21 protein-coding genes are annotated in these 26812 nt (G+C 75.5%); 10 read left to right on the top strand and 11 right to left on the bottom strand.

Annotated features, from left to right (window positions below):
* The first annotated feature begins 659 nt into the window (after nt 1–659).
* Complete coding sequence (locus BL253_RS07450; RefSeq protein ID WP_076814771.1) at nt 660–1430, top strand: hypothetical protein; 771 nt, start codon at nt 660–662, stop codon at nt 1428–1430.
* A 249-nt stretch (nt 1431–1679) separates the two neighbouring features.
* The gene (locus BL253_RS07445; protein ID WP_076814769.1) at nt 1680–2771 is read left to right on the top strand and encodes a hypothetical protein; all 1092 of its coding nucleotides are present in this window, start codon (nt 1680–1682) and stop codon (nt 2769–2771) included.
* A 307-nt stretch (nt 2772–3078) separates the two neighbouring features.
* Here BL253_RS07445 and BL253_RS07440 read toward each other — a convergent pair whose 3' ends face one another.
* Both BL253_RS07440 and BL253_RS44710 read right to left on the bottom strand, forming a co-directional pair.
* Nucleotides 3079–3747 carry a response regulator transcription factor gene (locus BL253_RS07440; protein ID WP_076814767.1) on the bottom strand — a complete coding sequence of 223 codons (669 nt, stop codon included), beginning with the start codon at nt 3745–3747 and terminating at the stop codon, nt 3079–3081.
* 206 nt (nt 3748–3953) lie between these two features.
* Entirely contained in the window at nt 3954–5342 is a 1389-nt protein-coding gene (locus BL253_RS44710; RefSeq protein ID WP_076814765.1) for a DUF5685 family protein, read from the bottom strand.
* 126 nt (nt 5343–5468) lie between these two features.
* Between BL253_RS44710 and BL253_RS07430 the strand changes: the two genes are divergently transcribed.
* A complete protein-coding gene (locus BL253_RS07430) occupies nt 5469–6182 on the top strand; it encodes an MBL fold metallo-hydrolase (protein ID WP_076814763.1) in 714 nt (237 codons plus the stop codon).
* A 39-nt stretch (nt 6183–6221) separates the two neighbouring features.
* Here BL253_RS07430 and BL253_RS07425 read toward each other — a convergent pair whose 3' ends face one another.
* Both BL253_RS07425 and BL253_RS07420 read right to left on the bottom strand, forming a co-directional pair.
* Nucleotides 6222–7799 (bottom strand): M28 family peptidase, encoded by a 1578-nt coding sequence (locus BL253_RS07425; RefSeq protein ID WP_076814761.1) that lies wholly within the window; start codon nt 7797–7799, stop codon nt 6222–6224.
* 85 nt (nt 7800–7884) lie between these two features.
* Nucleotides 7885–9210: an aminotransferase class V-fold PLP-dependent enzyme gene (locus BL253_RS07420; protein ID WP_241834600.1), complete on the bottom strand. Its 1326-nt coding sequence runs from the start codon at nt 9208–9210 to the stop codon at nt 7885–7887.
* Nucleotides 9211–9441: 231 nt separating this feature from the next.
* Here BL253_RS07420 and BL253_RS07415 point away from each other — a divergent pair, with 231 nt between their 5' ends.
* Nucleotides 9442–10434: a quinone oxidoreductase family protein gene (locus BL253_RS07415; protein WP_076814759.1), complete on the top strand. Its 993-nt coding sequence runs from the start codon at nt 9442–9444 to the stop codon at nt 10432–10434.
* A 169-nt stretch (nt 10435–10603) separates the two neighbouring features.
* Entirely contained in the window at nt 10604–11674 is a 1071-nt protein-coding gene (locus BL253_RS07410; protein WP_241834599.1) for a 2-dehydropantoate 2-reductase, read from the top strand.
* Between the two features lie 97 nt (nt 11675–11771).
* On the opposite strand, the gene BL253_RS07405 is transcribed toward BL253_RS07410, so the two are convergent.
* Nucleotides 11772–13079, bottom strand: a complete 1308-nt coding sequence (locus tag BL253_RS07405) for an L-2-hydroxyglutarate oxidase (protein WP_076814757.1) — start codon at nt 13077–13079, stop codon at nt 11772–11774.
* Nucleotides 13080–13277: 198 nt separating this feature from the next.
* Between BL253_RS07405 and BL253_RS07400 the strand changes: the two genes are divergently transcribed.
* On the top strand, nt 13278–14084 hold the full coding sequence (locus BL253_RS07400; RefSeq protein WP_241834598.1) for a sterol carrier protein domain-containing protein: 807 nt from the start codon (nt 13278–13280) through the stop codon (nt 14082–14084).
* A gap of 52 nt (nt 14085–14136) precedes the next feature.
* Here the strand turns inward: BL253_RS07400 and fabI are convergent, their stop codons facing one another.
* The 3 genes from fabI to BL253_RS07385 form a co-directional block, all read right to left on the bottom strand.
* Nucleotides 14137–14910: an enoyl-ACP reductase FabI gene (gene fabI / locus BL253_RS07395; protein WP_076814754.1), complete on the bottom strand. Its 774-nt coding sequence runs from the start codon at nt 14908–14910 to the stop codon at nt 14137–14139.
* Between the two features lie 87 nt (nt 14911–14997).
* Nucleotides 14998–16218, bottom strand: a complete 1221-nt coding sequence (locus BL253_RS07390) for a cation:proton antiporter (protein ID WP_076814752.1) — start codon at nt 16216–16218, stop codon at nt 14998–15000.
* A 15-nt stretch (nt 16219–16233) separates the two neighbouring features.
* Nucleotides 16234–16716, bottom strand: coding sequence for a cation:proton antiporter regulatory subunit (locus BL253_RS07385; RefSeq protein WP_076814750.1), 483 nt, complete (start codon nt 16714–16716; stop codon nt 16234–16236).
* Nucleotides 16717–17216: 500 nt separating this feature from the next.
* Here BL253_RS07385 and BL253_RS07380 point away from each other — a divergent pair, with 500 nt between their 5' ends.
* Nucleotides 17217–17738: a PGPGW domain-containing protein gene (locus BL253_RS07380; protein ID WP_076814748.1), complete on the top strand. Its 522-nt coding sequence runs from the start codon at nt 17217–17219 to the stop codon at nt 17736–17738.
* Nucleotides 17739–17754: 16 nt separating this feature from the next.
* On the opposite strand, the gene BL253_RS07375 is transcribed toward BL253_RS07380, so the two are convergent.
* A complete protein-coding gene (locus BL253_RS07375) occupies nt 17755–18126 on the bottom strand; it encodes a hypothetical protein (RefSeq protein WP_081438076.1) in 372 nt (123 codons plus the stop codon).
* Nucleotides 18127–18642: 516 nt separating this feature from the next.
* Between BL253_RS07375 and BL253_RS07370 the strand changes: the two genes are divergently transcribed.
* Nucleotides 18643–20475 carry a glycoside hydrolase family 15 protein gene (locus BL253_RS07370; protein WP_076814746.1) on the top strand — a complete coding sequence of 611 codons (1833 nt, stop codon included), beginning with the start codon at nt 18643–18645 and terminating at the stop codon, nt 20473–20475.
* A 185-nt stretch (nt 20476–20660) separates the two neighbouring features.
* A complete protein-coding gene (locus BL253_RS07365; protein ID WP_076814744.1) occupies nt 20661–21827 on the top strand; it encodes a tetratricopeptide repeat protein in 1167 nt (388 codons plus the stop codon).
* Between the two features lie 26 nt (nt 21828–21853).
* On the opposite strand, the gene BL253_RS40175 is transcribed toward BL253_RS07365, so the two are convergent.
* Together BL253_RS40175 and BL253_RS07355 are read right to left on the bottom strand one after the other, a co-directional pair.
* Complete coding sequence (locus BL253_RS40175; protein ID WP_131831454.1) at nt 21854–24775, bottom strand: pyruvate dehydrogenase; 2922 nt, start codon at nt 24773–24775, stop codon at nt 21854–21856.
* A gap of 819 nt (nt 24776–25594) precedes the next feature.
* Nucleotides 25595–25894 carry a DUF167 domain-containing protein gene (locus BL253_RS07355; protein ID WP_076814739.1) on the bottom strand — a complete coding sequence of 100 codons (300 nt, stop codon included), beginning with the start codon at nt 25892–25894 and terminating at the stop codon, nt 25595–25597.
* A 116-nt stretch (nt 25895–26010) separates the two neighbouring features.
* On the opposite strand from BL253_RS07355, the gene fabG reads away from it, so the two are divergent.
* Nucleotides 26011–26733 carry a 3-oxoacyl-ACP reductase FabG gene (gene fabG, locus BL253_RS07350; RefSeq protein WP_076814738.1) on the top strand — a complete coding sequence of 241 codons (723 nt, stop codon included), beginning with the start codon at nt 26011–26013 and terminating at the stop codon, nt 26731–26733.
* The last annotated feature ends 79 nt before the right edge of the window (nt 26734–26812 follow it).

Raw genomic sequence — 26812 nt, 5'->3', positions numbered from 1 at the left:
CGGCTGCCGGCGGGCATGGGCGGCCGGCCACGCCGGCCACGCCGGCCGCACGGGCCGTGTCGGGAACCGCGCCCGCGGCGGCGCCGCCGGCCACGACGGCGAAACCCCCGCCCGCGTCACGCGACTCCTCGGCACCGCCGCCGGCTCGCGCCGACGGTCGGGAGGCGGCCGCCAAGCCCAGGGCCGCCGCCGGGCCGAGGACGCCGCCGGCCGAGGCGTCGACGGTATGGGTGTCGCTGCGGCGAGCCTCACCCCGGCCAGCGCGGCGGTCCGGCGCCACCGAGGTGGCACGGGCCCAGACTCCGAGGACCGAGCCCGAGGCGCCCAGGACGGTACCGAGACGGGCGCAGGCCGCGCCGTCCGAGCCCGCCCGGCCGGAGCCGGCCGGGCGGGGCGGCGAGGCCCGGCCGCCCGACGCCCGCCGCTCCGGGAGCCAGCACCAGGCAGACACCGAGGGTCCGAACCCGGAGAGCACCGCGGCCCTGCCGCGCGCCGGGTCCCGAGCCGGGGGGCGGCCGGCGGACACCAGGACCGCTGAGGCGGGACCGGCATTCCAGGCGTCCCCGCCGGCCTCCAGGCAGGCGCCCCATCCCGGCCACTCCGATCGGGGAGGTTCGTCGGGGGGAACCCCGGAGTGCCGCCCCGAGTCCCGGCGGGAGGTGGCGCCGGCCGGGCGCGCAACCGCGTCAGGCGACGACGCGGACGAGGTCCCGGCCGAGGGTTCCCGCGGTTTCGACGAAGACGGATACGAGGACGGAACCGACGACCGAGTCGCGGCCGAGGGCGACGGCGACTGGGGCGCGCTGGGCGCGGGTCATGCCGCCGGGGGTCTGGAGCGCGGTTGGGCGTCGGATCCGACCAGCACGTCGCCATCCCGGCCGCCTCGCGGGCGGACTGCCTCCCTGCTGCTGGTCGTCGCCGGGCTGGCGGCGGCGGGCGCGGCGCTCGCGCCCTGGAGCACGCTCGCGACCAGCGACGAGGAGCGCACGTTCACCGGGCTGACCGTGGGGGACGGGCGGTTCACGGTGGTGCTGGGGCTCGCGCTGACCGTGCTCGGCGGGGCGGGGCTCGCCCGGCGACGGTTGTCAGGCGACGGGGCTCTCGGCCCGCTGCTCGCTGCCCTGCTCGTCGTCATAGCCGGCAGCGACCTGCTGATCGGCCCGCCCACGCTGGCGACCTTCCGCGGGATCTCCGCCGACCAGATCGTCGTGGACCCGGAAGCCGGGCTCTACGTGTCGCTCGCGGCCGGCGTGCTCGCCCTCATGGCGGCGCTGGTGCCCCGCCGCGGCGCCCGGGGGGACGGTGCTCGGGCGGACGGATCCGCGGACGTTCCGGCGCCACCGCTGGCCCGCCGGGCCGACGCCCGCCACCGCCCCGAGGCACCGGCGTTCCGGCAGTCCGGCGACCATCGCGCGAACCGCGCACGTTAGCCAGACCCGGGCATGAGGCCGTCGGACGGCGGCGTGACAGCATCTGTGACGGACCGGGACCGCTGGGCGCCCGGCCCCGCTGGCGTTGGCCTCGCCACCCGGTGACCCGGACGGGGCGGGGCGGCGCCCGGCCGATCGTCGGGCCCGGTTCGGGCGCGGTGGTCGGCACCAGGGGCGGTTTGGGTGTCGGTGTTCGTTGCTCACGGTGGTCGACGAGCGTCGGATGGTTACGCGTGATACCACCGACGCGTGGCCGAGCAACTGGTTCCGTCGCGCGCGGACGTGCCCGACTTCCAGGCCGATCCCGACACGCACGCTGTTCCTGGCGCGCCTGACGTCGCCGGGTCGCGGGGCGTCGCCGGTCCGCGGCGGACGGAGCCCCGGCGGACGGGGCCCGCGCGCGGCGGGACAGGTCCGGGAACGCCGCGCGGCGGCGACGCCGAGGGCGGCCGGCAGGGAGAGGAACGGGACCCCGACCGTCGCGTTCAGGCGGCCAGGGCGGCCTGGCGTGCGTCGGTGGCCGCCACCGCCGACCCCCGGTGGGCCCGACCGGGCACCGCGGCGGCCTGGCCCGGCTGGGACGCCGTCTACCCGGAGCCGGGGGCATACGGCGAGGCCGCGGCGAGCGGCTCGGCGGGCGCGGACACCGGGCCGCGTCAGCGGAGCACGCCGCCCGGCGAGCCAGCCGGCGCGCCTGGCGGCCGAGGGACCACCGCGGTACCCAGGGCCGCCGGGGCCGCGACGGGCTGGTTGGCCGCCACCGCGCCGACGCGGTCGGGCTGGTGGTCATGGGGCCGGGTGGCGCTGGTCCTGCCGGCCGCGCTCGCGGCCGCCGGGGCGCTGCTCACGGTGGTCTCGTCGACGATGACCTGGGCGACGGTGCGCGCGTTCGGGCTGGTGGAGTACTCGGTCGCCGGGCTCGACGCGGACCAGCATGGCCGGCTCACCCTGGCCCTGGGGATCATCACGGGCCTCGCGGCGGCGGGCCTCGCCGTCCGGCCGCGCGGGCACGCCGGCCGGCTGATCGCGGGCCTCTCAGGCGTCATGGGCCTTACGACGACGCTCGTCGCGCTGATCGACATCGGCTACCTGCGCGGCGGCGGGCTGCTGGCCGGGTCGGGCGTCCAGGCCACCACCGTGATCGGGCCCGGCCTGTGGCTGGTGCTTGTAGGCGGCCTGCTGGCCATCGCAGCCGCGCTGCTCGCGCGGCCAGGCACCGGATGGGATGGCGTCGAGCGGGGGGACGGGGGCAACGGCGGCCGCGCCAGCCGTGGCAGCGGCCGTCGCCACGGCTGGCGCGGCCGCTCCTGGCGGTGGTGGCCCCCAGGCCGATCCGGGTGACCCCCTGTTAGGGGACGGAAGAGCAGGACTATTGGGGTCGTGACCGAACTGTCCGGTTCCGGCAGACTCGGTATCGCACCAGCCGGTTCGGGGGATCGGGACTGCCTTGGGGGAGGACGTCCACGATCGCCGGCTGGCGGGCGCCGGGCCGTACGCGGGGTACGGTCAGGCGCCGCCATGGCGGGTGCCGGCAGCCCGCGAGCCTGCCGGCACCCGCTCGGGCGACACCTCATGGTGCGGCCGGCGCGGCTTCGCCGCGGTTCGCGGCGGGTGACGTCGCGGCGGGGGCGATCGGGGCCCGGGGGCGTCAGGCTGGCGGGCCCAGGCCGGTGGTACCGGGTGGGTCGAGGTAGCCATCCTCCACGGCGCGGTGCAGCAGGTCGATCTTGGTGGTGGCCTCGCGACCGGTCTCGCGGTACTTCCTGCGGACCCGGTCGATGTACTGCTTGGCCGTCTCCACCGCGATGCCCATCCGGCTCGCGACCTTCTTCATCGACATGCCGGCCGCATAGAGCTGCAGCGCCTGTCTCTCCTGCGCGGACAGCCGGGGCCGGTCGGGGGCGTCGTCGGTGAGCAGCAGGAACGCCAGCGACGGCGAGATCCAGCCGGAACCGTCCGCGGTGGCGTGGACCGCCTTGGCYAGGTCCTCCAGCTGGTCCGTCTTCGCCACGAACGCGGCGGCGCCCGCGYGGATCGCCAGGCGCACCGTCGCCGGGTCGGCGGTGGCGCTGTAGACGGCGACACCCATACCGCGCTCAATCAGCTGGCGGATGGTGTCCGGCGGGTTCGACCCGTCGCCGAGGCTGAGGTCCAGCAGCACCACGTCGGCGTGACGACCGTCGCCGGACATCAGCTCCTCGGCCGACCTGGCCGTGGCGATCAGCTCGATCCCGGGTAGCTGGCGTAACGCCATGCTCAGGCCCTGCAGCACTATTGGGTGATCGTCCACCGCCGCGACGGTTATGGGCGACCACATGCCATCGTCGGGCCGGCGCGGACCGGCATCGCCGACGCCGTCGTCATCATCGTCGTCACGGGCGGGGGGCGGGATTTCCGAAGGATCGTCCGGGGGGCGGGCGTCGGGGGGGAGCGGGGGGGCAGGGGGAGGCACGGCACCATTTCAGCAGACGGTGACGGGACCTAACGTCTCGGCATAGGTGCGCAGGAAACGATCCGGCCGCGTCAACAGCCGCAGTCGCAGCCGTCACAGCCGTCGCAGCAGTTACAGCAGTCGCTACAGCCGTCACAGCAGTCGGCGCAGTCGCCACAGTCGCAGCAGTTGCCCGAACAGATGCCCTGCTTCTGCTGGCCGTCGAAGGGCGACGTGTACTGGCCGCAGCACATCTGGCAGGTGCAGAACATCCCGGCCGCGGCGAGGCAGGTCGGGAAGGTCAGGCCGCTGCCAGGGCGCCCGGGGCCAGGTCCACCGGGCCCTCCTGGCCCCCCTGGCCCGCCGGGGCCTGGACGGGGTGGCATGCCCGGCCCGGGCCGGCCGGGCCCCGGCTGGGCGCCACGGAACGCGTTGTCGACCGCGAGCTCCAGCTCGTGGACGAGCAGCAGGTGCGCGAGGCGGCCATGCCGGTTACGCGGCCGCGGCCCGCCGCTGGACGACCGGGCGGACACCCCGCGCCTGGTCGAGCAGACGGCGCCGTGCCCGGCCGCCTGGCCGTGGCGCGGGCAGTTCTCGAGCCCGCCCTCCTCGGCGGGGTGCCGGGAACGGCCGGAACGACGAGAGCGGCGGGTGGCGAGGCGCGCCGAGCCGTTCGGGGTGAGCGCGTCCGGGGCGGGGGCGAACTCGGCGTCGCGCAGGGCGAGCTCGATCCCGAGCAGCGCGTCGTCGCACAGCGCCCGTGCCTCGGCCTGGGTCGTCCCGGTGGCGGTCAGCGGGTTCCAGGCGCCACGGGCGTCGTCGGCGGCCTGGTCGGCGACGGCGTCCAGCAGGTGCGCGAGCCGGCCGAACAGCCGGCCGACCTCGGCGAGCGGCTCGACGTTGCCCGGCCGGCCCGCGAGCACCGCCGTGTGCGCGAACGCCGCCGCGGCGGCCTCCTCGGCCGGCGCGGTCACCACGGTGAGCGCCGTGCCCGGTCCGGCCGCGGACTCCACCGCCTGCTGCCTGCTGGCCGCGCGCTCCAGCACGTTCACGTCGAAACCCAGCTCGGTGCCGAGGCTCGCTCCGCCGCGGGCAGCCGCGCCGGCGAACCGGCCGGCGAGCGCGGCGACCGGCCGGCGGGCGAACGGCCCGTCCCCGTCGGCGACGTGGTCGTCGACGTTCGTCGCGGCGGCGGTCAGCGAGACCGCGGCCGCGAGCATCGCGCCCGGGTCGTCCCGCGTCGCCACCTCGGCGGTGCGCAGCCCGCGCAGGGCGCATGGCCCGGCTGTCCTCGTCGCCGCCTCGCCGGTCTGCGCGGCGACCAGCACCGAGAGCACCAGCCCGTCGACGTTCGTCGCGGCCCGCGCCCAGTGACCCTGGCGGTCGCGCAGCGTCAGGCACATCCCGCAGAGGTGGGACATCCAGGTGGCGGTGAGGTCCTCGCCCAGGCGGTGCCGGCAGGGCCGAAGTATGCCGAACATGGCGGTACCTTCTCAGACCGGCGCCGCATTGTCCGTATTGTGTCGGTCTCCTGCCACGTGGCGTCTGGAACCGCTCGTCGGTCCTTCGGCCTCAGCCCTCCCCGGGTGAGGATTAGCCTGGGGGTCATGGTCGACCGTCTGTACTTCCGCCAGTTGCTGTCGGGCCGGGACTTCGCCGTGGGCGACCCCATCGCGCAGCAGATGGTCAACTTCTGCTACGTCATCGGGGACCGGGAGACCGGCGAGGCCGTCATCGTCGATCCGGCCTACGCGGCGGACGACCTGCTCGGGATCCTCGAGGCCGACGGGATGCGGCTGGTCGGCATGCTGGCCACGCACCACCATCCGGACCATGTCGGTGGCTCGATGATGGGCTTCTCGCTCGCCGGGATCCAGGACGTGCTGGCCAAGGTGCAGGCGCCGGTGCATGTCCACAAGAACGAGGCCGAGTTCGTCCGCCGGGTCACCGGCGTCTCCGAGACCGACCTCGTCTCCCACGACCACGACGACACGGTCGACGTCGGCGCGATCCCGATCCGGCTGCTGCACACCCCCGGCCACACCCCGGGCAGCCAGTGCTTCCTCGTCGCGGACCGGCTGGTCGCCGGCGACACGCTGTTCCTCGACGGCTGCGGCCGCACCGACTTCCCCGGCGGCAGCCCGGCCGAGATGTACGAGAGCCTGCAGCGGCTCGCCGCCCTCCCGGACAACCCGGTGGTCTATCCCGGCCACTTCTACTCGCCGCCGCTCAGCAACGCCCCGATGGCCGACGTCACCGCCACCAACATCGTCTATCGCCTCCGCGACCGGGCGCAGTGGCTGCGCGCCTTCGGCGGCTGACCTGGGCGCACGCGGCGCGGAGACCCGCGCGGTGCCGCCCTAGCGGGTGGCGAGCCCGGCGCGCAGTTCCGCCGCCGTGGTGCCCCGCGTCGACTGGATGACGCGGATCACGGCACGCGCGATCGGCAGCAGGCTGTCGCGGTCGACCTTGTCGAGGGTGTCGGCCTCGTCGAACAGGTACCAGGGCGCGGCGAGGAACTGGACGATCGGGACACCGGCGGTGTGATAGCTGGCGCCGTCGGACAGCGGCGCGGGCCCGAAGGCGTCGGGGGCCAGCAGCATCGAGCGGCCCAGCCGCTCGGCGACGAGCGCGTCGTAGACCGACTTCTCGAGCGTGGGGATCCCGCTGGTGAAGAACCAGCGGGGCACGCACCGGCCGGTGGCCGCGAGACGGCCGTCGCGCTCGGCGAACTCGCGGGCGGCGTGCTCCAGATGCACCTCGAGCACGACCTTCTCCAGCTCGGCGCGGTGCTTCGCCACGTAGTCGACCAGCCCGGCACCGCCGTAGAAGTGCCCGCCGTGCAGCAGGAAGCGCATCCGATGGGGGCGGTCCGCCGCCGGGACCCGCGCCCAGTAGGCGGCCTGGGCGAGCACCATCGCGATCCCGGTGCCGTCCTCGACCGCCGACGCCCACGGCCCGTCGTGGTGCGAGCCGACCAGCACCAGTTCGTCGTCGCCCGCGGGTCCCGGCAGGTCGCCGACGATGTTGTCGCTGCTGGCCGGCGCGGTGCTGGCCGCGACGTCGAGCCGGATCCGCACCTGCCCACGGCCGAGCTGGTCATGCAGCCACCGCCCATCGGTCCCGTTGATCCACACTCCGGGGATCGCGGTCGTCCGGCCGTTGTACGGGAAGTAGTAGCGACAGTCGTCGCCGGGGTAGTCGAGCAGCGTCCCGACGAACGCGGCGGCCCCCGCCGTGACCACCTGCTGGGCGATGCCGTCGGAACCGGCGGGGAGCGGCAGGATCTGCGTCTCCCCGGCGAACGTGCCGTCCGGGTCGTACACCCGCTGGGCGGAGTCCTTCGGAACGCTCCCGAACGTGGCGGGCAGCGCCGGCGGCAGCGCGGCGACCTTGGCGTCGACCAGCGCGGCCCGCCCCGCCACGGCGCCCGGTGCCGCCTCGTCGAAACGCGCGAGCTCGACGTCGAGCCCCTCGGCCGGCGCGGCGAGCGGTACCGGGAAGCACCTCAGCTCGCGCGGCGCGGCGCCCGCCGGGGTCGCCACCAACGAGTACCGGGTCGGCTCCCACCTGGTCACCGACACCGGTTCCGTGTGCACGTCGACCAGGCCGAGCTCGCGGAACCTCGCCGAGACAAACCCCTCGACCCAGGCGTCGGCCGGGTAGCCGGGCCGGCGCACCCCCCGCGCCACGATCTGCTCGATCCAGCCCACCATCTCGTCCACGCCGGGCACCGTCGGCGGTCCTGCCGTGGTCGCGGCCGGCGCCGGGGTGCTCCCATCCGACGCGCACCCGGCCAGGCCCGGGACGCACGCCGCCGCGGCGGCGAGCGTCCCGCCGAGGAACGCACGCCGTCCGAGCGGCTGGCCCGCCCACCCGCCGGCGCGCGGCCGCGCCGCGTCCCAGGTCCCGTCAGGGGCCTCCCGGTGACTGGCCATCGCTGCGCCTCCAGTGTTCCTCGACCACTTTTAGTGGATCTTCGGGGATGGCGCCGCCGAAAGCCAGCCGGCGTACTTTCCTCGGCTAGGGCGCGGGCCGCGTCGTGACACGCTCCAGGGCCTCGGCGAGGCGGTCGAGGTCGGCGAGGGTGCTGTGGACGTGGGGGCTGACGCGCAGCGCCGGCACCGCGTCGCGGGCCCGGGTCTCGTCGATCGCGGTCGTGAGGATGCGCTCCTCGAGCTGGAGGCGGGCGCGTGCCGCCGCCGGGTCGACACCGTTGGGCGGGCGGAGGGTGACGATCCCGGACGGGGAGGTGGTGTCCTCGCCGAGCCGCCAGCCCGCGACCCCGTCGAGCCGCCGCCGGGCCGCCGCGCCCAGCGCCTGGACGCGGGCACGGATCCGCGCAGGCCCCGCCTCGATGTGCTCGGCCAGCGCCGTCGCGAGCCCCACCCGTGCCGCGACCGGAGCCTCGCCGATGTCGAACCTGCCGACGCCCCCGAACGGGACGAGCCGCCCGCCGCCGGTCGCCGCCGGGTCGGGCTCCCAGCGAGCCGTGTACCCCGTCGGGGCGGGCACACCGAGCCGCTCGGCGAAGTCGGCCCGCACGGCGAGGAAGCCGACGCCGCGCGGGCCACACAGCCATTTGCGCGACGTTCCGACGTAGGCCGCGACGCCGCCGGTCGCGCCAGCCGCCGTCACGTCGACCTGGCCGAGCGACTGGGCGACGTCGAGCAGCACAGGCACCGCGGCGTCCCGGCACAGCGCGGCGACCGCCGCGGTCGGCTGGACGATGCCTCGCTGGCTCGGCACCTCGGGGAACGTCACCAGGTCCAGGCGGTCCAGCGCCGCCAGGCCGTCACCCCGGCGGAGACGGTCGGCGTCGATCCGGCCGTCGGGGAGCACCGGCAGGTCGACGAGCTCCAGGCCGTCGCGCAGCGCGCGGGCCCGCAGAGCCAGCAGGTTCGAGGAGAAGTCGCTCGGCACGATCCCCACCCGCCCGCCGCGCGGCAGCGGCCAGGTGTCCAGCAGCGCGGTGAACGCCGAGGTCGCGCAGTGATGGAAGGCGACGTCCGCCTCGGCCAGCGCCGGGTCGAGCAGCCCGGCCAGCGCCGCGCGCGCCGCGGTGAGGTGCTCGGCCGCCCCCTCCTGGGCACCGTACGAGCCGAGCGTCGCCTCGGCGGCCAGGTGCGCGGTCTGTGCTCCGACGACGGCCTGGCTGGCCGGGCCCGCCGCGGCCGCGTCCAGGTGGAGCACCGCCAGCCCCGCACGCGCCGCCAGCCATCGCCGGCCCAGGTCCGGGAAGGGCACCGCCTCCTCGCCAGCCGCGCTGGCCTCGTCGCTGGTGCCCTCGCCGCTCGTCTCGCCGCTGGTTCCCGCCTCGCCGGCGGCCGCCGCTCTGTCGCCACGCACTCCCGTCACGGTGCCAGGCCGACGGGAGCGCGACAATGGCGAAGCGTCGGACACCGAGAGCCCTTCGCGCCGGAACGCCGGTGCAGCTGCCAGAGTGGCATCCGACGGCCAGTCCCAGCATCAACGATCAGGGTTCGCCTCGCGCGGAGCCGCGGCGTGCCCTCGTCCCACGGACKCGGCCGGGTGGGGACGCGATGGCGGCCCGTCCGACCCGGAGAGAGGCGCGCGGCGATGAGCGACGGGGTGACGACGAGAGCGGTCCGGCTGGTGGCGGCCGGGGAGCCGCCGCCGCGGGCCGTGGAGGACGTCCGGCTGCCGGCACCGGCGGACGGCGAGGTGCTCGTCCGGGTCGACTACGCGGGCGTCAACCCGATCGACACCTATGCCGCCGCCGGGATCGTCGGCGACACCGCCCGGCTGCCGCGGACCATCGGCGTCGAGGGCACCGGGATCGTCGAGGGGGCCGCCGAGGGCGCCGGGCTGGTCGACGGCGCCCGCGTCGTCGTCACCGGCTCCGGCCTCGGGCTCCTCCGCGACGGCACCTGGGCCGGCGGGCTCGTCGCGCCGCGCGAGGCCGCCGTCGAGGTGCCGAGAGAGCTGGACCCGACCCAGGCGGGCGCGATCGGCACGGCGGCCGTGACCGCGCACGAGGCGCTGCACGTGCTCGGCCGGATCACCGCGGACGACCGGGTGCTGGTGCTCGGCGCGGGCGGTGGGGTCGGTGTCGTCGCCGTCCAGCTCGCGAGGATCGCCGGGGCGAGCGTCGTCGGGCAGGTCGGGTCGGCGGCGAAGGCGGACGCGGTCGCGGCGCTCGGCGCGGACCGGGTGGTGGTGACGGGCGCGGGCGACCTGGTCGCCGAGGTCGGTGACTTCCGCCCGACGCTGGTCATCGACCCGCTCGGCGGCGGCTTCACCCCGGCCGCGGTGGAGCTGGCGGCGATCAGTGGGCGGATCGTGATTCTCGGCGTCTCCGCCGGCCAGGACATCCCGTTCCCCGGCCGCACCTTCTACCGCAAGGGGCTGAGCCTGCTCGGCTACGCGGGCCTGGTCTCGACCCCCGAGCGGCGCGCCGCCGCCGTGCGCGCCGTCGCCGCCGACATCATCGCCGGCCGGCTGCGGATCCCCGTCGACGAGGTGGTCCCGCTCGGCCGCTTCGATGACGCCATCGCCCGTCTGCGCGACCGCTCCGTGTTCGGCAAGGTCGTCCTCGCCACCCAGCAGTAGTCCTCCACCAGGTGTGAGCCGGCGAACGGGACGGCCTGAATGGGCCGGAGCGGACAGGGCCGGGCGGAACGGGCTGAACTGGGCGCATGCCCGCACGGTGGGGCAGAACACCGCGAGCGGTGAGCCGGTCCGGTGGCCGGTGCGGGCCGGGTTCGGGCAGTCTCGAGGCATGGCCGATTCCGGGGCGGCCTCGGCGCTGCCCGCCCATCACGGGGTTCCGGGCATGGCCGAGCCGGGCGAGCGGCCCTCGCGCGCCCGCACGGGGACGGCGGCGCCGCCGGGGCCGGAGATGGACTTCGTCGCCGGCCGGCTCGCGCGGCCGACGCCGCCGCGCGCGGGCATGCCGTCCGCGAGGATCGCCGTCATCGGGGCCGGCGCTGTCGGCGGCTACTTCGCGGCCCGCGCCGCCGCGGCCGGCGCCGAGGTGTGGCTGTGCGTCCGCCGCGCGTTCGACCGGCTGGTCATCGTCTCGACCGGGGCGGACGGCGGCGACGTCGAGGCCGAGGTGCCCGCCGAGGTGGTCACCGACCCGGCGAAACTGCCCCCGTACGGGTTCGACTGGGTGCTGCTCGCCACCAAGGCCCACCAGATCCCGGCCGTGGCGCCGTGGCTCACCGCGGCCGTCGGGCCGGGAACCAGCGTCGCCGTGCTGCAGAACGGCGTGCGCCATGCCGAGCGGGTCGCCGCGTTCGCCCACCCCGACCAGGTGCTGCCCGCCGTCGTCTACATCAACGCCGAGGCCGAGCGGCCCGGCGTGGTCCGCCACCGCGCCGGCGGCGTGCTGCAGGTGCCCGACGTCCTGCTGGCCGAGCGGCTGGCCGAGCGGGTCCTCACGGCCGGCGAGGTCCGCCTCACCGAGGACTTCGCCACCGCCGCCTGGACGAAGCTGTGCGTCAACAGCGCCGCGAACACCGTCACGACGCTGACCGGTCGCCGCCTGGAGGTGCTCCGCCGTGACGACGTCGCGCAGCTGGCGCTCGCGATCATGAAGGAGGCGGTCGCGGTCGCCCGCGCGGACGGCGCCGAGGTACCCGACGGGCTACCGGAGTTCACCGTGCGCCGGCTGCGCGGCCAGCCGCCCGGCGCGGGCACGTCGATGCTCTACGACCGGCTCGCCGGCCGCCGCCTGGAGCACGAGGCGCTGATCGGCGCCGTGGTCCGCATCGGCGCCGAGTACGGCGTCCCGACCCCGACCTGCGTCACCGTGCTCCCCCTGCTCGCCGCCATCAGCGACGGCTAGCTGTCCCGTCGAGCTTCTCGCCAGCAGGCACGAGGGGGACCCCTCGTGCCGGGTCACGGTGGAAGAACGCGGTCCGCGCGTCCGACCGGTGCCTCGGTCAGGCCGTGGAGTCGCTCTGGGGCTCRGTCTCGGGGACGAGCTTGGCGACGATGTACTCGGCGATCGCCAGGGACGCCGTCGCACCGGGCGACGGGGCGTTGCGGACGTGCAGGACGCGACCGTGCTGGGCGAGGACGAAGTCGTCGACGAGGCCGCCGTCACGGTCCACGGCCTGGGCCCGCACACCCGCGGGGCCGCGCACGACGTCCGCGACGGACAGTTCCGGCACGTAGCGGCGGGCCTCGGCGACGAACGCCCGCTTGCTGGCGGTGCGCAGTATCTCCTTGGCGCCGGTCTTCCAGTGCGTCCTCGCCAGCTTGCGCATGCCGGGCCAGGCGAGCGTCTCCCGCAGGTCGGCGCCCTTGACGGTGCCGACCGTGTAGCCCTCGCGGGCGGTCGCGAGCACCGCGTTCGGGCCGACGAGCACCTCACCGTCGACCCGCTTGGTCAGGTGGATCCCGAGGAACGGGTACCGCGGGTCCGGCACCGGGTAGATCAGGCCGCGGACGAGGTCGCGCCGCTCGGGCCGCAGCAGCCAGTAGTCGCCGCGGAACGGGATGATCCGGGGCGACGGGTCCTCGCCGGTGAGCCGCGCGACCTGGTCGGACTGCAGCCCGGCGCAGGAGACCAGCATGTCGAACGGGCCGACCTGCTCCGTCACCTCGCGCAGCCTGGCCTTCGCGGCGGCGCTGTCGCCGTCCGGGTGGTGCCCGTTCGGCGCCACCGGCGCGGTCCCGCGCACCCGCACCCGCAGCCACACGCCGTCGGGCTTCTCGTCGATCCCGACGATCTCGGCGCCGGTGCGCACCGTGCCGCCGGCGTCGAGAACGTCCGCGCGCAGCGCCCGGCAGACCGCCGGGTAGTCGACGATCGCCGTCGTGGGGGAGTGCAGCGCGGCGACGCCGCGCGCGTGCGGCTCGATCGCGCGCAGCCCGTCGCCGTCGAGCCATGCGCAGCGCGGCACGCCGTTCGCCTCGGCCCGGCGGGCGATCTCCTTGAGCCGGTCGATCTCGGTGTCGTCGATCGCCACGACGACCTTGCCGCACTCGTCGTAGCGGATGTTGTGCTTGGCGACGTACTCACGCAGCAGGCCGACGCCGCGCCGGCACAGCGTCGCCTTCAGTGAGCCGGGCGTGTAGTACAGGCCGGCGTGCACCACCCCGCTGTTGCGACCGGTCTGGTGGCGGGCGATGTCCTGTTCCTTCTCGAAGACGGTCACCGCGGCCGACGGGTCGACCTGCCCGAGACGCCGGGCCACCGCCAGCCCGAGGATCCCGCCGCCGACCACCGCGATACGTCCCGCCACCTTGCCGCCGCCTCCCGTTTCGCGAGCCTCACCCAGCCCTGCCGTCGTCCAGTATCCAAGCCCGGCCGTCCGGCCCGTCCGCAGGTCCCGCGCTTGCCCGGCTGTTCCCGGAATCTCCCGTGACGGGCGGTGCCGGACAGGCGAGGATGCCTGGGACGGCCGGTGGCGGCGCGCGGCCGGGCGGCGGTGGCGTGCGGCGTGCGGCGGTCGACGGCACCGCGCGGCGGCCCGGTGCGCCTCGTCGACCCGGTCGGGTCCGGGGACCTGTTCTCCCGAATCCACGAGAACCTGCCGGCGCACCAGCCCGGCGCCATCGGGCGCCCCGACCTCTGGTGGAACCTGCGGCTGCGGCGGACGCGGGACCGTGGCGGCCCGTCCTACGCGGTGGTCCACGGCGAGCCCGGTGCGGAGGACGGCTTCGCGCGCTACCACCCCGACCTGTCCACCGACTGGCACCAGGAGGGCGAACGGACGATCGTCGTCAACGACCTGGTCGCCGGCACCCCCACGGCCAGGGCCGGCCTGCTGCGCCACCTGCTGGGCCTCGACCTGGTCGACAGGATCGTGATCGACGACCAGCCGCTCGACGACCCGCTGCCGGCGGCGCTGACCGACCACCGCGCCGTCCGGTTCCGCCACATCGAGGACGAGACGTGGCTGCGGCTGCTGGACGTGCCGGCGGCGCTGGCGGCCAGGACCTACCGGGGCGCCGGGAGCGTCGTCATCGACGTCGTCGACGACCTGCTGCCGGCGAACGCCGGCCTCTACGACATCAGCCAGGCCGGCGCCACCCGGCTGGCGCCGTCGGCGCGGGCACAGGCCGGTCTGCGGGTCGGCGTGGCCGCCCTCGGCGCGGCCGCCCTCGGCGCGGCCTACCTGGGCGGTACCCGCTGGTGGCAGCTCGCCGCCGCCGGCCGAGCCGACGTACTCGACCCGGCCGCGCTCACGACGGCTGACACCCTGTTCGCCACCAGCCCACAGCCCTACAGCGGCACCCGCTTCTGACCGGCCGAGCCCTGGCCGCGCGGTCGCGCGGCCAGGCGCTCAGCGCCTCGGCCTAGGCGCCGATGGCGTGGAAGCCGCCGTCGACGTGGATGATCTCGCCGGTGGTGGCGGGGAACCACTCGGACATGAGGGCGACGCAGGCGCGGGCGGCGGGCTCGGTGTCCTGCACCTGCCAGCCGAGCGGCGCCTTGTCGTCCCAGACCGCCTCGAACCTCTCGAAGCCGGGGATGCTCTTGGCGGCCATGGTGCGCAGCGGGCCGGCGGAGACCAGGTTCACCCGCACGCCGCGGGGGCCGAGGTCGCGGGCGAGGTAGCGCGCGGCGGAGGCGAGGCCGGCCTTGGCGACACCCATCCAGTCGTAGCTCGGCCAGGTGACGGACGCGTCGAAGTCCAGGCCGACGACGCTCGCGTGCTCGCCGAACAGCGGCAGCGTCGCCCGGGTGAGCGCGGCCAGCGACCAGGTCGACACCTGCAGCGCGACGCCCACCTCCGGCCAGGCGGCGTCGACGAACGGCTTGCCGCCGAGCACCGACTCGGGCGCGAAGCCGATCGCGTGCAGCACCCCGTCCAGGCCGTCGACGTGCTCGAGGACCTTGTCCGCGAGGCTGCCGAGGTGCTCCTCGTCGGTGACGTCGAGCTCGATGACCGGGGCCTCCGTCGGCAGGCGGCGCGAGATCCGGCGAGTGAGCGACAGCCCGCGGCCGAAGCCGGTGAGCACGACGGTGGCACCCTGCTCCTGGGCGATCCGGGCGACCGCGAACGCGATCGACGCGTCGGTCAGCACGCCGGTGACAAGAACCCGCTTGCCTTCGAGAAGTCCGCTCATGAATGGCATCCTGCCAAAGCGACCACCTAGGCCGACACATCCGGTCGCCAGAATCCGGCGCGTCGCCCCACCGGACCGTGAGCCCCCTCAGATCCCCGGCAGAGGGCCACCTGACGCGGCCGTGGCGGGCTTGCGGTTCATGCGGCGCAGCCCGGCCCGGGTGACCGGTTCGACGAACCGGGCGGCGAGCGGGCCCAGCACCGCCATCAGCAGCACGTAGCTGGCGGCGAGTGGCCCGAGCCGTGGGCTGACCCCGGCCGAGACCGCGAGCCCGGCGATGACGATCGAGAACTCGCCGCGGGCCACCAGCGCCGCGCCCGCGCGGAACCGGCCCAGCGTCGCGACCCCGGCCCTTCTCGCCGCCCACCAGCCCGTCGCCACCTTCGTCGCCACCCCGGTGACGGCGAGCGCGGACGCCACGGCCAGCACCGGTGGGATCTCCGCCGGGTCGGTGTGCAGGCCGAAGAACACGAAGAAGACGGCGGCGAAGAGGTCCCGCAGCGGGGTCAGCACCTCGCGCGCGCCCTCGGCCACCGGTCCCGACAGCGCGATGCCGACAAGGAAGGCGCCCACGGCCGCCGACACCTGCAGTCGCTGGGCGACGCCCGCGACCAGCAGCGCGAGCCCGAGCGCGCGCAGCAGGATGATCTCGTCGTTGCGCTCGGCGTTGGGGTTGAACACGAGCCGGGTGACCTTGGGGCTGTGGCGCAACGCGACGAACAGCACCACGGCCAGCGCGCCGAGCGCGATGGCGAGTGTGATCGAGCCGCGCGCGATCGTCTGGTGGGCGAGCAGCGCGGTGACGATCGGCAGGTAGACGGCCATCGCCAGGTCCTCGATCACCAGGACCGACAGCACCACCGGGGTCTCCCGGTTGCCGAGCCGGCCGAGGTCGCCGAGGACCTTCGCGATGATCCCGGACGACGAGATCGCGGTGATGCCGCCCATCACCACCGCGGCGGTGCCGCCCCAGCCGAGCAGGAAGGCCGCGGCGACGCCGGGCGCGGCGTTGAGGAGCAGGTCGATGGCGCCGGCCGGCGCCTGTTTACGCAGGCCGTGGACCAGCTCGTCGGCGGTGTACTCCAGGCCGAGGGTGAGCAGGAGCAGGACCACGCCGATCTCGGCGCCGGTCTTGATGAACTCCTCGCTGGCGACCAGCGGCAGGAGCCCACCCTTGCCGAAGGCGAGTCCGGCGACGAGGTAGAAGGGGATCGGGGAGATACCGACTCGGCTGGCGACGTGCCCGATGACGCCAAGGCAGAACAGGACTCCGCCGAGTTCGATGAAGATCGAAGCCGTATGATCCATTCCGCTGTCCCGCCGTCAACCGGTTCGGAACAGCTCGGCGACGGCGGCGGTGTTGTCCGGCGTCCCGACGACCACGACGACGTCGTCCGGCTCGAACCGGAAGTCCGGCCGGGGCGAGGCGAGCACCTCGTGGTCGCGCACGACGGCCACGATCGAGGCGCCGGTGCGGGTGCGGGCCTGGGTGTCGCCGAGCAGCCCGCCGGCGTACGGCGAGTCCGGCGAGATCCTGATCTGTTCGCCGACCAAACCGGCGAAGACCTTGCTCAGGTCGGCGAGCTTCTCCACGATGTGCGGCGCGCCGAGCAGCTCCGAGAGCGCGTCGCTCTCCTCGGCGTTGAGCGTCAGCGACTCGGCGACCGAGTCCGGGTCGCCCGCGTCGTAGATCACGAGGTCGCGCCGTCCCTTGTGCCGCGACACGACGCCGACCCGCCGCCCGCCGCGGGTGTTGAACTCGTGCCGCAACCCGATCCCGGGAAGAGCGGTCTCCTCGATGTCCACGGTGGGGCCTTTCGTCGCCTGTCGTCGGTCGGGGTCGCGGGATCGACGGCCTCCGGCTCGGCATCCGCCGACCGCGTCCGGCGGCACGTGGCTTCACCGGCGCCGCCGACGGGGCTCCGAGCGGCCCTGTCCGGCTCTCCGAAGCCCGAAAGCTTCCGCCGGAAGGTCCGGACCTCGTGCGGGCGGGATCGCCGGGAGCGCCTCGCCCGGGCGAGCGCACGGCGCCCGGCGGCCGGTCTCCGCTCCCCGCGCCGGCCGAGGCCGGTAGCCGGGCGGCCAAAGTATTGGATCGCCCATGGCCACACTAACGGGTCGTGGCGGTGCTTATTCGGCTCGCGCCCGGAGGGGTTCCTCGCCCGGCCGAACGCTGCCCGGACTGGGTGAGTCGGGAAGCCGACGGCGACCGTGGTCACGAATGCTCCGCGGGCCAACTTCTACCAGGCAGTATGAGGTCGGGCGTCGGGAAGGACGCGCCGAAGAGCAGGAGGGAGCCACCAGTCGTGCTCAGGTCTCCAGCCCGCCTGCTACGGCGGATCGCGCTGACGGTGCTCGGCGTCGCCGTCCTCGGCCTTGGCGCGGCCATGCTCGTGCTGCCGGGGCCGGGTTTCCTCGTCGTCGCGCTCGGCTTCTTCATCCTCGGCCTGGAGTACGACTGGGCGAGGACCCGCTTCGAGGMCGCCCGGCAGAAGGCCGCCGACCTGGCCGACCTCGCGGCGTCGCGCGTCTGGTCGACGGCCGGCTCGATCCTGTTCGGGATCGGGATGGTGGCCGCCGGAATCCTCTGGATCATCTACGACGACCTGCCCGGCTCCTCGGCCTGGAGCGGCGGCAGCGTGATCTTCGGTGGTCTGGCCGTGCTGGCCACGATCATCGTCAGCCTCTGGCAGGCCCGCCAGGCCCGCGAGTCGGGCCAGCCCACCCCCGCCGAGATCCTGGAAGCCCGCCGCGACGCCGCCGAGGACACCCCCGTCGAGGCCGGCGGCGAGCCCACCCCGGCTGCCTCCCACCCGACCGACCGCTGACGCGGCGCCCGGTCCCTTACTGGCCCGCTGTCTCCATGGTGATGCCGGTGACACCGGCCTGGGCATTGACGCACTCGAAGATCTTGGCCCGGTCGGAGCTGGACGCCGCGGTGAGGTTGTAGCGCAGCGGATAGGCGCGGGTGGACGCGAGGTCGTTGTCGTCCCGCGGCTCCTGGACGGCCCCACCGACGGTGGGGCAGGCGGCGCGGACCGCCTCCTTCTGCGCGTCGGTCGTCTCCGCCTTGAAGACGACGACCGCCTCGACGGTCGGCGGGGGCCCGTCGACGACGGCGTACACCCCGAACGCCACGATCCCGACCAGCGCGAGCAGCCCGAGCACGACCGCGGGCCGCCGGCGGCGGTCGAGCAGGTAACGGCGCGTGCTCACCCACGTCGATGGTTTCGGCGGCCGTGGCAGCGGCGCCTGCGCGGCGCCGGTGCCGGCGTGCGCGGACGCGGCGTTCGCCAGACCGGGCGCGGCGGCCGCCGCGGGCCCGGCGCTGTCGGGTTGCGGACCAGGCCTGGCCAGTGGGCCCCCCGATGGTGCATTCTGTATCGCCGATGGGGCTTCGGAAGCCGGCGAGGGGGCCGTTCCGGGAACCGGCTCCGGTGCCGGGGGGCTTGCGGTCACGTCGAGGAATTCCTGTCGGGTTGGGACATCAAATCTGGTCCGGCCCACACGAGGACCACGCGCCTGGGTCGCACCCCCAACCTAGCCCGCCGGCCGGGTCGTAATCTGTACCGCCTTGTGGGGCCCGTTGGGCCTCCTGACGCCGCCCATCGCCGCGCGGCACCGAACTTCCCGCACACCCCGGCGGAGYCCGCCCGCCCGGCGGAAGCGCGCGCTCGTCCTCCGCGCTTCGCCAGGACCCGGGCGACGCCGCACATCGCGCTAGGAGCATTAGTGGCATCCCTCATCGAGGACTACGCGCTGATCGGCGACACCCACTCGGCGGCCCTCGTCTCCCGGGACGGCTCGATCGACTGGTTGTCCCTGCCCCGCTTCGACTCGCCGGCGCTCTTCGCGGCGCTGCTCGGGGACGAGAACGCGGGGCACTGGAAGATCGCGCCAGTCGAGCCGGTCGTCGGCGTCAGCCGTCGCTACCGCGGCGACACCCTCGTCCTCGAGACGGATCTCACGACGGCCTCCGGAACCGTGCGGATCACGGACGCGATGCTGCCGCGGGCCGGCGCACACGCCGTGCTGCGGCTGGTCGAGGGGCTGACCGGCAGGGTGCGGATGCGCAGCGAGACCCGGATCCGGTTCGACTACGGCTCGATCGTGCCGTGGGTGCGCCGGCGTGACGAGCACACGATGACCGCGACCGCCGGGCCGGACGCGGTCACGCTGCGCACCACCGCGCCGATGGAGGGCCACGACCTCGCGACCTTCGCCGAGTTCGAGGTGTCGGCGGGCCAGTCCGTCCCGTTCTCGCTGAGCTGGTACCCGTCGCATCAGCCGACGCCGCCGGCGCTCGCCGTCCGCCAGATGATCGCCCAGACCGAGGCCTGGTGGACCGACTGGATGGCCGGCTGCACCTACGACGGCCTCTACCAGTCCGCCGTGCGCCGCTCGCTGATCACCCTGAAGGCGCTCACGTTCGCCCCGACCGGCGGCATCGTCGCCGCCGTCACCACCTCGCTGCCCGAGCACATCGGCGGCGTCCGCAACTGGGACTACCGGTACTGCTGGCTGCGTGACGCGACGATCACGCTGCTGGCCCTGCTCGACGCCGGGTTCACCAGCGAGGCGCTGGCGTGGCGGGAGTGGCTGCTGCGCGCCGTCGCCGGCGACCCGTCCCGCGTCCAGATCATGTACGGCGTGGCGGGGGAGCGCCGGCTGCCCGAGTACGAGGTCTCCTGGCTCTCCGGCTACGAGAACTCCGCACCGGTGCGGGTCGGGAACGCCGCCGTCGACCAGTTCCAGCTCGACGTCTACGGCGAGGTGCTCGACGCCCTGCACGTCGCCAGGATGGCCACCCAGGTCGACGGCCGGGACGACTCCTGGCCGCTGCAGGCCAAGCTGATGGACTTCCTCGAGACCGGCTGGCGCAAGCCGGACGAGGGCATCTGGGAGGTCCGCGGCCCGMGCCGGCACTTCACCCATTCCAAGGTCATGGCCTGGGTCGCGGCCGACCGCGCCGTGAAGGGCATCGTCGAGTCGGGACTGCCCGGGCCGGTGGAGCGCTGGACGGCGCTGCGCGACGAGATCCACCGCGAGGTCTGCGGCCGCGGCTTCGACACCGAGCGCGGCACCTTCACCCAGTTCTACGGTTCCAAGGAGCTCGACGCCGCGCTGCTCTACATGCCGCTGGTCGGCTTCCTGCCGGCCACGGACCCGCGCGTCGTCGGTACGGTCGCCGCGATCGAGCGCGAGCTGCTGGAGGACGGCTTCGTCAACCGCTACCCGACCGCCGAGGACGGTGCCGTCGACGGCCTGCCGGCCGGCGAGGGCGCGTTCCTGGCCTGCACGTTCTGGCTGGCGGACAACTACGCGTTGTCAGGGCGGGTCCGCGAGGCGCGGGAGGTGTTCGAGCGGCTGCTGGCGCTGCGCAACGACGTGGGGCTGCTCGCGGAGGAGTACGACCCGCGCCTGGGCAGGATGACGGGCAACTTCCCGCAGGCGTTCAGCCATGTCCCACTGGTCAACACGGCCCGAACGCTGACCGACGCGCTGCGCGGCACGCCCCGCTCCCGTACCGACCGCGCCTACCCGCCGGGCCACTTCTTCGGCTAGGGCGGGCGCCCGGCGGTCTCCAGCGACGCGGCCGATGAATGGTGGCCGGGCTGATACGGGTGCGAACGTAGGGAGTGACGTCCTGCGACAAAGCTGTCGCGGGACGTCATTGCGTCCGCAACTCGTCAGAACCGGACCCACCAGCGCCAGTGTGATCGATCCCGGCTACCACTACTCTTCCGGATATGGACGACCACGCAGGTCAGGTCGCGGCCACCGGACAGCAGCTGACCCCGCAGAACCTCGAGCGGCTGGCGAAGCTGGCCCGAGAGCGCGGTGACCTGGACACTCTGCTCACTGCCCTCGACGCGTTGGTGTCGGTCAGCAGGGAGCGGGTCGCCTCGGCTACCAGCGGAGTCGCCGACCTCGCACACCTGGCGGCCGTGCTGATCGAGCACGGCGACGCGCTGCTCGACCATGACCGGGCGGCACCTGCCCAGGAGAACTACGAGGAAGCGCTGCGGATCAACCGGCACCTGGCCACGGCCGACCGCAGTCCCGAGTCCGAGCATCGCCTCGGCGTGAGCCTCGAACGGGCCGGTGCCGCGAGGGCCGCCCTCGGTGACCTGGTCGGCGCCCTGGACATCCAGACCGAGTGCCTGGCGCTGGCGCACCGGCTGCTCGCCGACGGCGGGGCCCCGGCGCCGCAGGCCCGTCAACGGCTCGCGAACACCCTCGAGAAGATCGGTGACCTGCGCCAGCAGCAGGGTGACATGAAGTCCGCCCTGGACGCCTACACCGAGGCCCTCGAGGTGCGCCGCGGGCTGATCACCGTCTACGGCGACGTCGCCCCGCTGCTGYGCGACATCTCCCGTGGCCTGCTCGACGTCGGCGACATGCTGCGGCTGCGCGGCGACGCCGCCGGCGCGCTCGCCCGCTATGTGGAGGGCGTGACGACGGCCCGCCGGGCGCTCGCGGTGGCCGGCGGCTCGGACATCGACCCGACCGTGCCGCGGGCGCTGTTCCACTCGTTGAGCCTGGTCGGCAACATGCGCTACGACCAGGGCGACGTCGCCGGCGCGCTGGAGTCCTACACCGAGTCGCTGGCGCTGGTGCGCTGGCTGCGCACGGAGTACGGCGAGCACCCGACCGTGCTGCGCGACCTGTCGGTCGGGCTCGACAAGGTCGCCGGCGCCAAGGAGGCCCTCGGCGACCTGGACGCGGCGATCGAGTGCTTCGAGGAGGCGCTGGGCGTCGAGCGCCGCCGTCACCAGATCGTCGGTGACCGCCCAGAGATCCTGCGCGACCTGGTGTGGGCGCTCGAGCAGGTCGCCCGCGTCCGCGCCGCCGGCGGCGACACGGCCGGCGCCCAGGCCGCCGGCCGTGAGGCCCTCTCCCTGCGCGACCGTTAAGCCTTTAGGCCCGGGTCCCGGACCGGTCAACCGGCCGCGTCACCGGCGGCCGCGAGCAGCCGACGGGCCGCGCCGACGACGGCGGCCACCTCGACGGGCGCCCTGGGCGGGTCCTCACCGCTGGCACCGGACGGCGTGTCCGCGGCCGCGGCCGGCCCGACCGCGGCGAGGCGGTCGCCGCGGACGCCGGCCAGGAAGCCGAGCTGGCTGGGGTCCCCGTTGACGACGGTGACCAGCGGGGCTCGTGCCGACGCCGGGAACATCTCCTCCAGTACCCAGGAACGGCCGGTTACCGTCTCCGCCGGACCCGGTTCCTCCGCGTCGCGGGCACGCAGGGCCGCGAACAGCAGGTCCGCCGAGGTCGCGACGACCACGCCGACGCCCGCGCCGAGCTCGGCCTCCAGCTCGTCCGCCGCGGCCAGCACCTCGGGCAGGACAGGCCCCATCCCGACCAGGGTGAGCGCCGGCGCCGGACCGCCGTCGCGCAGCCGGTAGCCGCCGGCGAGGACGGCGGCCTGCCTGCGGGCTCGGGCGGGGCCGGCCGCGGGGCAGGCCGCGAGCCGCTGGTCGACGGTTCGCGCCGACAGGCGCACCAGGCTTGACGAGCCGTCCGCCCGGCCAAGCCGGCCGAGCGCGGCCAGCAGGCACCAGGCCAGGTCCTGGGCGAACGCCGGCTCGTACCGGGTCACCCCGGGCAGGCCGGTCACGCCGGTCGCGGCCAGCGCGAGCGCGAGGGCGGGGCCGGCGAAGCGCCCGCCCGCCCCGGTGTCGGCGACCGCCAGCACCGAACGCCCGTCGACGGCGCAGCCCGCGGCCCAGGCCGGGATGACCCGGCCGGCGGCGAGCTCGTCGGTCACCCCGATCGGCAGCAACGGCAGACCCTGCCGGTTCCACGCCACCGCGAGGTTGCCCAGCACCCCGGTGAACGCGCCCGCCGGGAATGCCCCGGCCACATGGCGCCGCTCGCCCGGCGGGACCAGCCGTCCACCGGCCGGGCTGGCCGCCGCCCCGTCGGCATCGCTCGGCTGACCCCGAAGCTCCGGGGCCCCGGGGCCGTCCTGGTCGGTCGTCCTTGCCGGCTCACCCGGCCGGCCCAGCTCGGCCGGCCGGCCCGGCTCGGTCGTCCTTGCCGGCTCACCCGGCCGGCCCGGCTCGGCCGGCCCGTGGTTGGCGGTGTCCCCGGATGGCGCCGGGTCGAGCCAGCCGGCGACAACGGTGTCCGCGTCCCTCGTCGAGATGGTGACGACGGCGCTGGCCGCGCGCGGCGCCGGCCCGGCGAGCCCACGCAGCAGCGCACCGAAGGCCGCCTGGGTGGACGAGGGCGCTGCCCCCGGTTCGCCCGCCCGCGCCTCCGTCCCGTCCGGGGGCGATTCTCTCCCGTCGGCCCTCCCGTCGGCCCAGGTACCGCCGCCGTGGGCCGGGCCCAGGTCGGCGGGCAGGGCCGGCGGTTCCGGCGCGGCCGGCGGAGCCTGGTCCAGGTACGAGGCGACATGGGTGGCCAGCCGGGCGCCGCGCGAGCCAGCCGGCGGCGCGAGCTGGCCGGGGCCCGGCGCGGCCGCGTCCCTGGCCACCGGCACGACCACCGTGCCCGCGCTCATCGGGTGGATGGACCTGAGGCCAGCCGCGGGAGCCTCGGCGCGCGAGGCGCGGGCGGGCACCTCGTGGGCGTCGGGGTCACGGGTCCAGGCGTCGTGGGTGTGCGCGAACAGGACCGTGGGCCGGTCGGTGGCCACGTCGTCGACGGCGTCGATCAGCAGCGCGAGGTCGTGGCCGCCGAGGTCGCGCAGGGCGGCGTGGATCTCGTCGTCCGTGAGCGCGTCGACCAGCCTGGCGATGCCGGCCCCCGCCGCGCCCGGCCCCGCCAGCCGCCGGCGCAGCTCCGGCCCGCGCGTGACGAGCAGCTCGTGGTACTCGTCCTGGCTCATCCTGGCGAGCCGGCCGCGGAACGCCTGCCCGCCCGGGCGGCGCAACAGCTCCGCCAGCCGCCGTCCATATCGCAGGGTGAGCACCTGCCAGCCGGCGGCCTCGAACATGCGCGCCGCGCGGTCCGGCCCGGCCGGGCCCGAAAGGCCCGCGCGCTCGACACCCTCGGCCTCGGCGCCGACGGCGGCGCCGGTGACGAGCACGACCCAGAGCAGCTCCCCGAGGTAGGGCGTGCGCTCGTCGGTGACGGCCTCCCAGACGGCGGCGTCGCGCAGCTCCGGATACCGCAGGACGCAGACCGCCCGGCCGCCCGGAGCGTGGTCGAAGCGGGCGCCGGCGAGCCGGCGCGCGAGCGCGCCCCAGACCGTTCCGCTCGGCCCGACCGTGCCGGCGCCGGTCGCCCGCAGCGCCCGCGCCGACGGTCCCGTGGGCAGCGGCGGCCGCGTTCCCCGGGGCTCCCACCGGCCCGGCGACGCCGGCGCGCGAGATCCGCCGGCGTCCTGGACGAGCGGGGCGGTGTCGAGCCCCGCGTCGGCGGCGTCATCGGCCTCCGCGTCGGCCGGGCGGGAGGCATCGAGGACCTGGTGGACGGCCGCCAGCAGCGGGGCGGCGTGCGGGGTGACGCTGACCCGGTCCTCGGTGCGCAGCGAGTCGAACCAGAGCACGGTGGCGACGGACGACGCGGCGGACGTCAGCGAGCGACGCTGGTCGGCGACCTGCCGGCTCACCTCGCCGCGGCGCGCCGCCGACTCGATGCTCTCGGTGGCGATCACGCGCAGCCGGTCCTCGACCTCGGCGAGCGCGGCGAGGTCGAGGACTCCTCCGGGTGGCCCAGGCACGATCGCGCCCGGCACCAGCGGACGCGCCGCGGGTTGTGGCGGCGGGGCCGGCACCCGCGGCCCCAGGGCGGCGCCGGCGTCCGCCGGGCCGCCCCACTGCCGTGGTCGTCCTCCGGCGGGCGTGGGCCGGCCGGAGCCGACCGGCGACCCGGCGTGGCCGTGCGTCGGCTCGCCGGGCACGGGCACCAGCGAATCGGCCTCCCGCGGCGGCTCCGGTGTTCGTCGCGGTTCGGGCGCCTGTGACGCTTCGGGCGCCTGTGACGGTTCGGGCGCTGGCGACGGCCGCGGACCGGAGGATGGCCACTCCGGTCGGATCGGCCAGCGCTCGGCGGTCGCCGAGCCGTCCTGGGCGCTGGCGGCACGCGTCTCGTGCGGCCGGGGTGGCCGGGGCGGCGGGCGCCGCGGGCGGGCCGGCATCGGCTCCTGGGCGGGCGGATACGCCTCTGGAATCCCGCCGTCCGCCGAGGACGCGCGTCCGGAGACCGACTCGTCGCCCGGCCGGCCCGCGACAGCGGCCTCGTCCGCCGGCAGGCTGATGGCCGCGGGCCCCCGCGCCGGGCCGGGTGCGCCGCCCGGCCGCCCGGGTGGCTCATAGGAGCGCTCTCGTGGCCGGTACTCCACGTGACGTATCCCAGGCCTGTGCACCACCGGCCCCCAACCGATTCGCGATCTACAACTGGTCGTCGGAGTGCTGTCGGAACAGCGGCCGGTCGGCGGGTGAACCATGGACCTTCCGCCGCGGGCCCCCGGGATTCGCCGATCCGGCGGAGACTCYGGGACTCCGGAACCCCGCCCACCCCGTCTGGACGCGCGGCGCCGGCGCGGCGTTGTCCACGGTGGGCCGTTACCGCCGGATGCGGCTCGCGCCCACATCCATCTCACCACCGTGTGCCGGTTCGGCGCGCGCCGCCCGCTCTGGCACCAGGATGACGGTATCCGCTGGTCGGCGGGTCGCCCGCGCCACCTCTCGGCCGGCCCGGACCGCCGTCACGGGCTGAACCGCCGTCACGGGCTAACGGGCTCGCGCAGGGCGGTCAGGCGGGCGCGCAGGGCCGGCTCGTCGGCCGGCGGGGCATCGATCTCGACGACCTTGGTCCGGCTGGTCGCGCCCTGGACGAGGGCGAGGTCGCGGCGGCGCAGCCCGAGCGCGTCCGCGAGCGCCCGCAGCGCGGCCTCCGTGGCCTTGCCGTCGACGGCCCTGGCAGCGACCCGCACCACCAGGTTCGCCTCACCGTCCGGCGCGGCGAACCGCCCGCCCACCGCCGTCCGCCCTGCCCCCGGCCGCACCCTGATCGTCACCCGCACGCCCCCATCGTCCCCGTCGCCGACTCGCCGGCCGACCCGCGCATATCAGGCGCGTGGCCTCGGACAGGCGGGCGCGGCGGAGCCGGCCTGTCCGGTGGGCGGTTACGATCCGCCTCATGGTCGAGAACGAGGGTCAGGGTCGGGTCGCGCTGGTCACCGGCGGTAACCGCGGGATCGGTGCCGCCTGCGCGGCGGCCCTGGTGGCGGACGGGCAGCGGGTCGCGGTCGCCAGCCGTGGCGGGGAGGCGCCGGAGGGGATGTTCGGTGTCCGGCTCGACGTCACCAGCGTGGAGTCGGTCGAGAAGGCGTTCGCCGAGGTCGAGGCGGAGCTCGGGCCCGTCGACATCGTCGTGTCCAACGCCGGCATCGTGAAGGACACGCTGCTGCTGACGATGTCCGAGGACGCGTTCCGCGACGTCGTCGACACGAACCTGCTCGGCGCGTACCGGGTGGCCAAGCGCGCCGCCCGTGGCATGCTGCGGCGCCGCTACGGCCGGCTGGTGTTCATCTCCTCGGTCGTGGGCCTGTCCGGCCAGCCGGGCCAGGCGAACTACGCCGCCTCGAAGGCGGGCCTCGTCGGCTTCGCTCGCTCGCTCGCCCGCGAGCTCGCGCCCCGCAACATCACCGCCAACATCGTCGCCCCCGGCCCGATCCGCACGGACATGACCGACTCGCTCACCGACGCCCAGCGCGAGCTGCTCGTCGCCAGCGTCCCCGGCAAGCGGATGGGTGAGCCGGAGGAGGTCGCGGCCGCGGTGGCGTTCCTCGCGTCGGAGCGCGCCGGCTACATCACCGGCGCCGTACTGCCTGTCGACGGCGGCGTCGGCATGGGCCACTGACCGGCTGACCCGGGCGAACTCGCTCGTCGCGTGTCGAGTGGCTTCGCTCGTGGCCGGCCGGGTGGCCTTCGAGCGACGC

It is taken from the genome of Pseudofrankia asymbiotica (assembly GCF_001983105.1).
GTDB classification, from domain to species: Bacteria; Actinomycetota; Actinomycetes; order Frankiales; family Frankiaceae; genus Pseudofrankia; species Pseudofrankia asymbiotica.
Note: the sequence above shows the minus strand (reverse complement) of the source record. Positions and strands in the feature narration are given on the sequence as shown.

Coding starts and splice junctions, on each gene's coding strand:
- BL253_RS07390 (WP_076814752.1), bottom strand. CDS start 16,218: ATGGATCATACGGCTTCGATCTTCATCGAACTCGGCGGAGTCCTGTTC.
- fabG (WP_076814738.1), top strand. CDS start 26,011: ATGGTCGAGAACGAGGGTCAGGGTCGGGTCGCGCTGGTCACCGGCGGT.
- fabI (WP_076814754.1), bottom strand. CDS start 14,910: ATGAGCGGACTTCTCGAAGGCAAGCGGGTTCTTGTCACCGGCGTGCTG.
- BL253_RS07415 (WP_076814759.1), top strand. CDS start 9,442: ATGAGCGACGGGGTGACGACGAGAGCGGTCCGGCTGGTGGCGGCCGGG.
- BL253_RS07430 (WP_076814763.1), top strand. CDS start 5,469: ATGGTCGACCGTCTGTACTTCCGCCAGTTGCTGTCGGGCCGGGACTTC.
- BL253_RS07425 (WP_076814761.1), bottom strand. CDS start 7,799: ATGGCCAGTCACCGGGAGGCCCCTGACGGGACCTGGGACGCGGCGCGG.
- BL253_RS44710 (WP_076814765.1), bottom strand. CDS start 5,342: ATGTTCGGCATACTTCGGCCCTGCCGGCACCGCCTGGGCGAGGACCTC.
- BL253_RS07410 (WP_241834599.1), top strand. CDS start 10,604: ATGGCCGATTCCGGGGCGGCCTCGGCGCTGCCCGCCCATCACGGGGTT.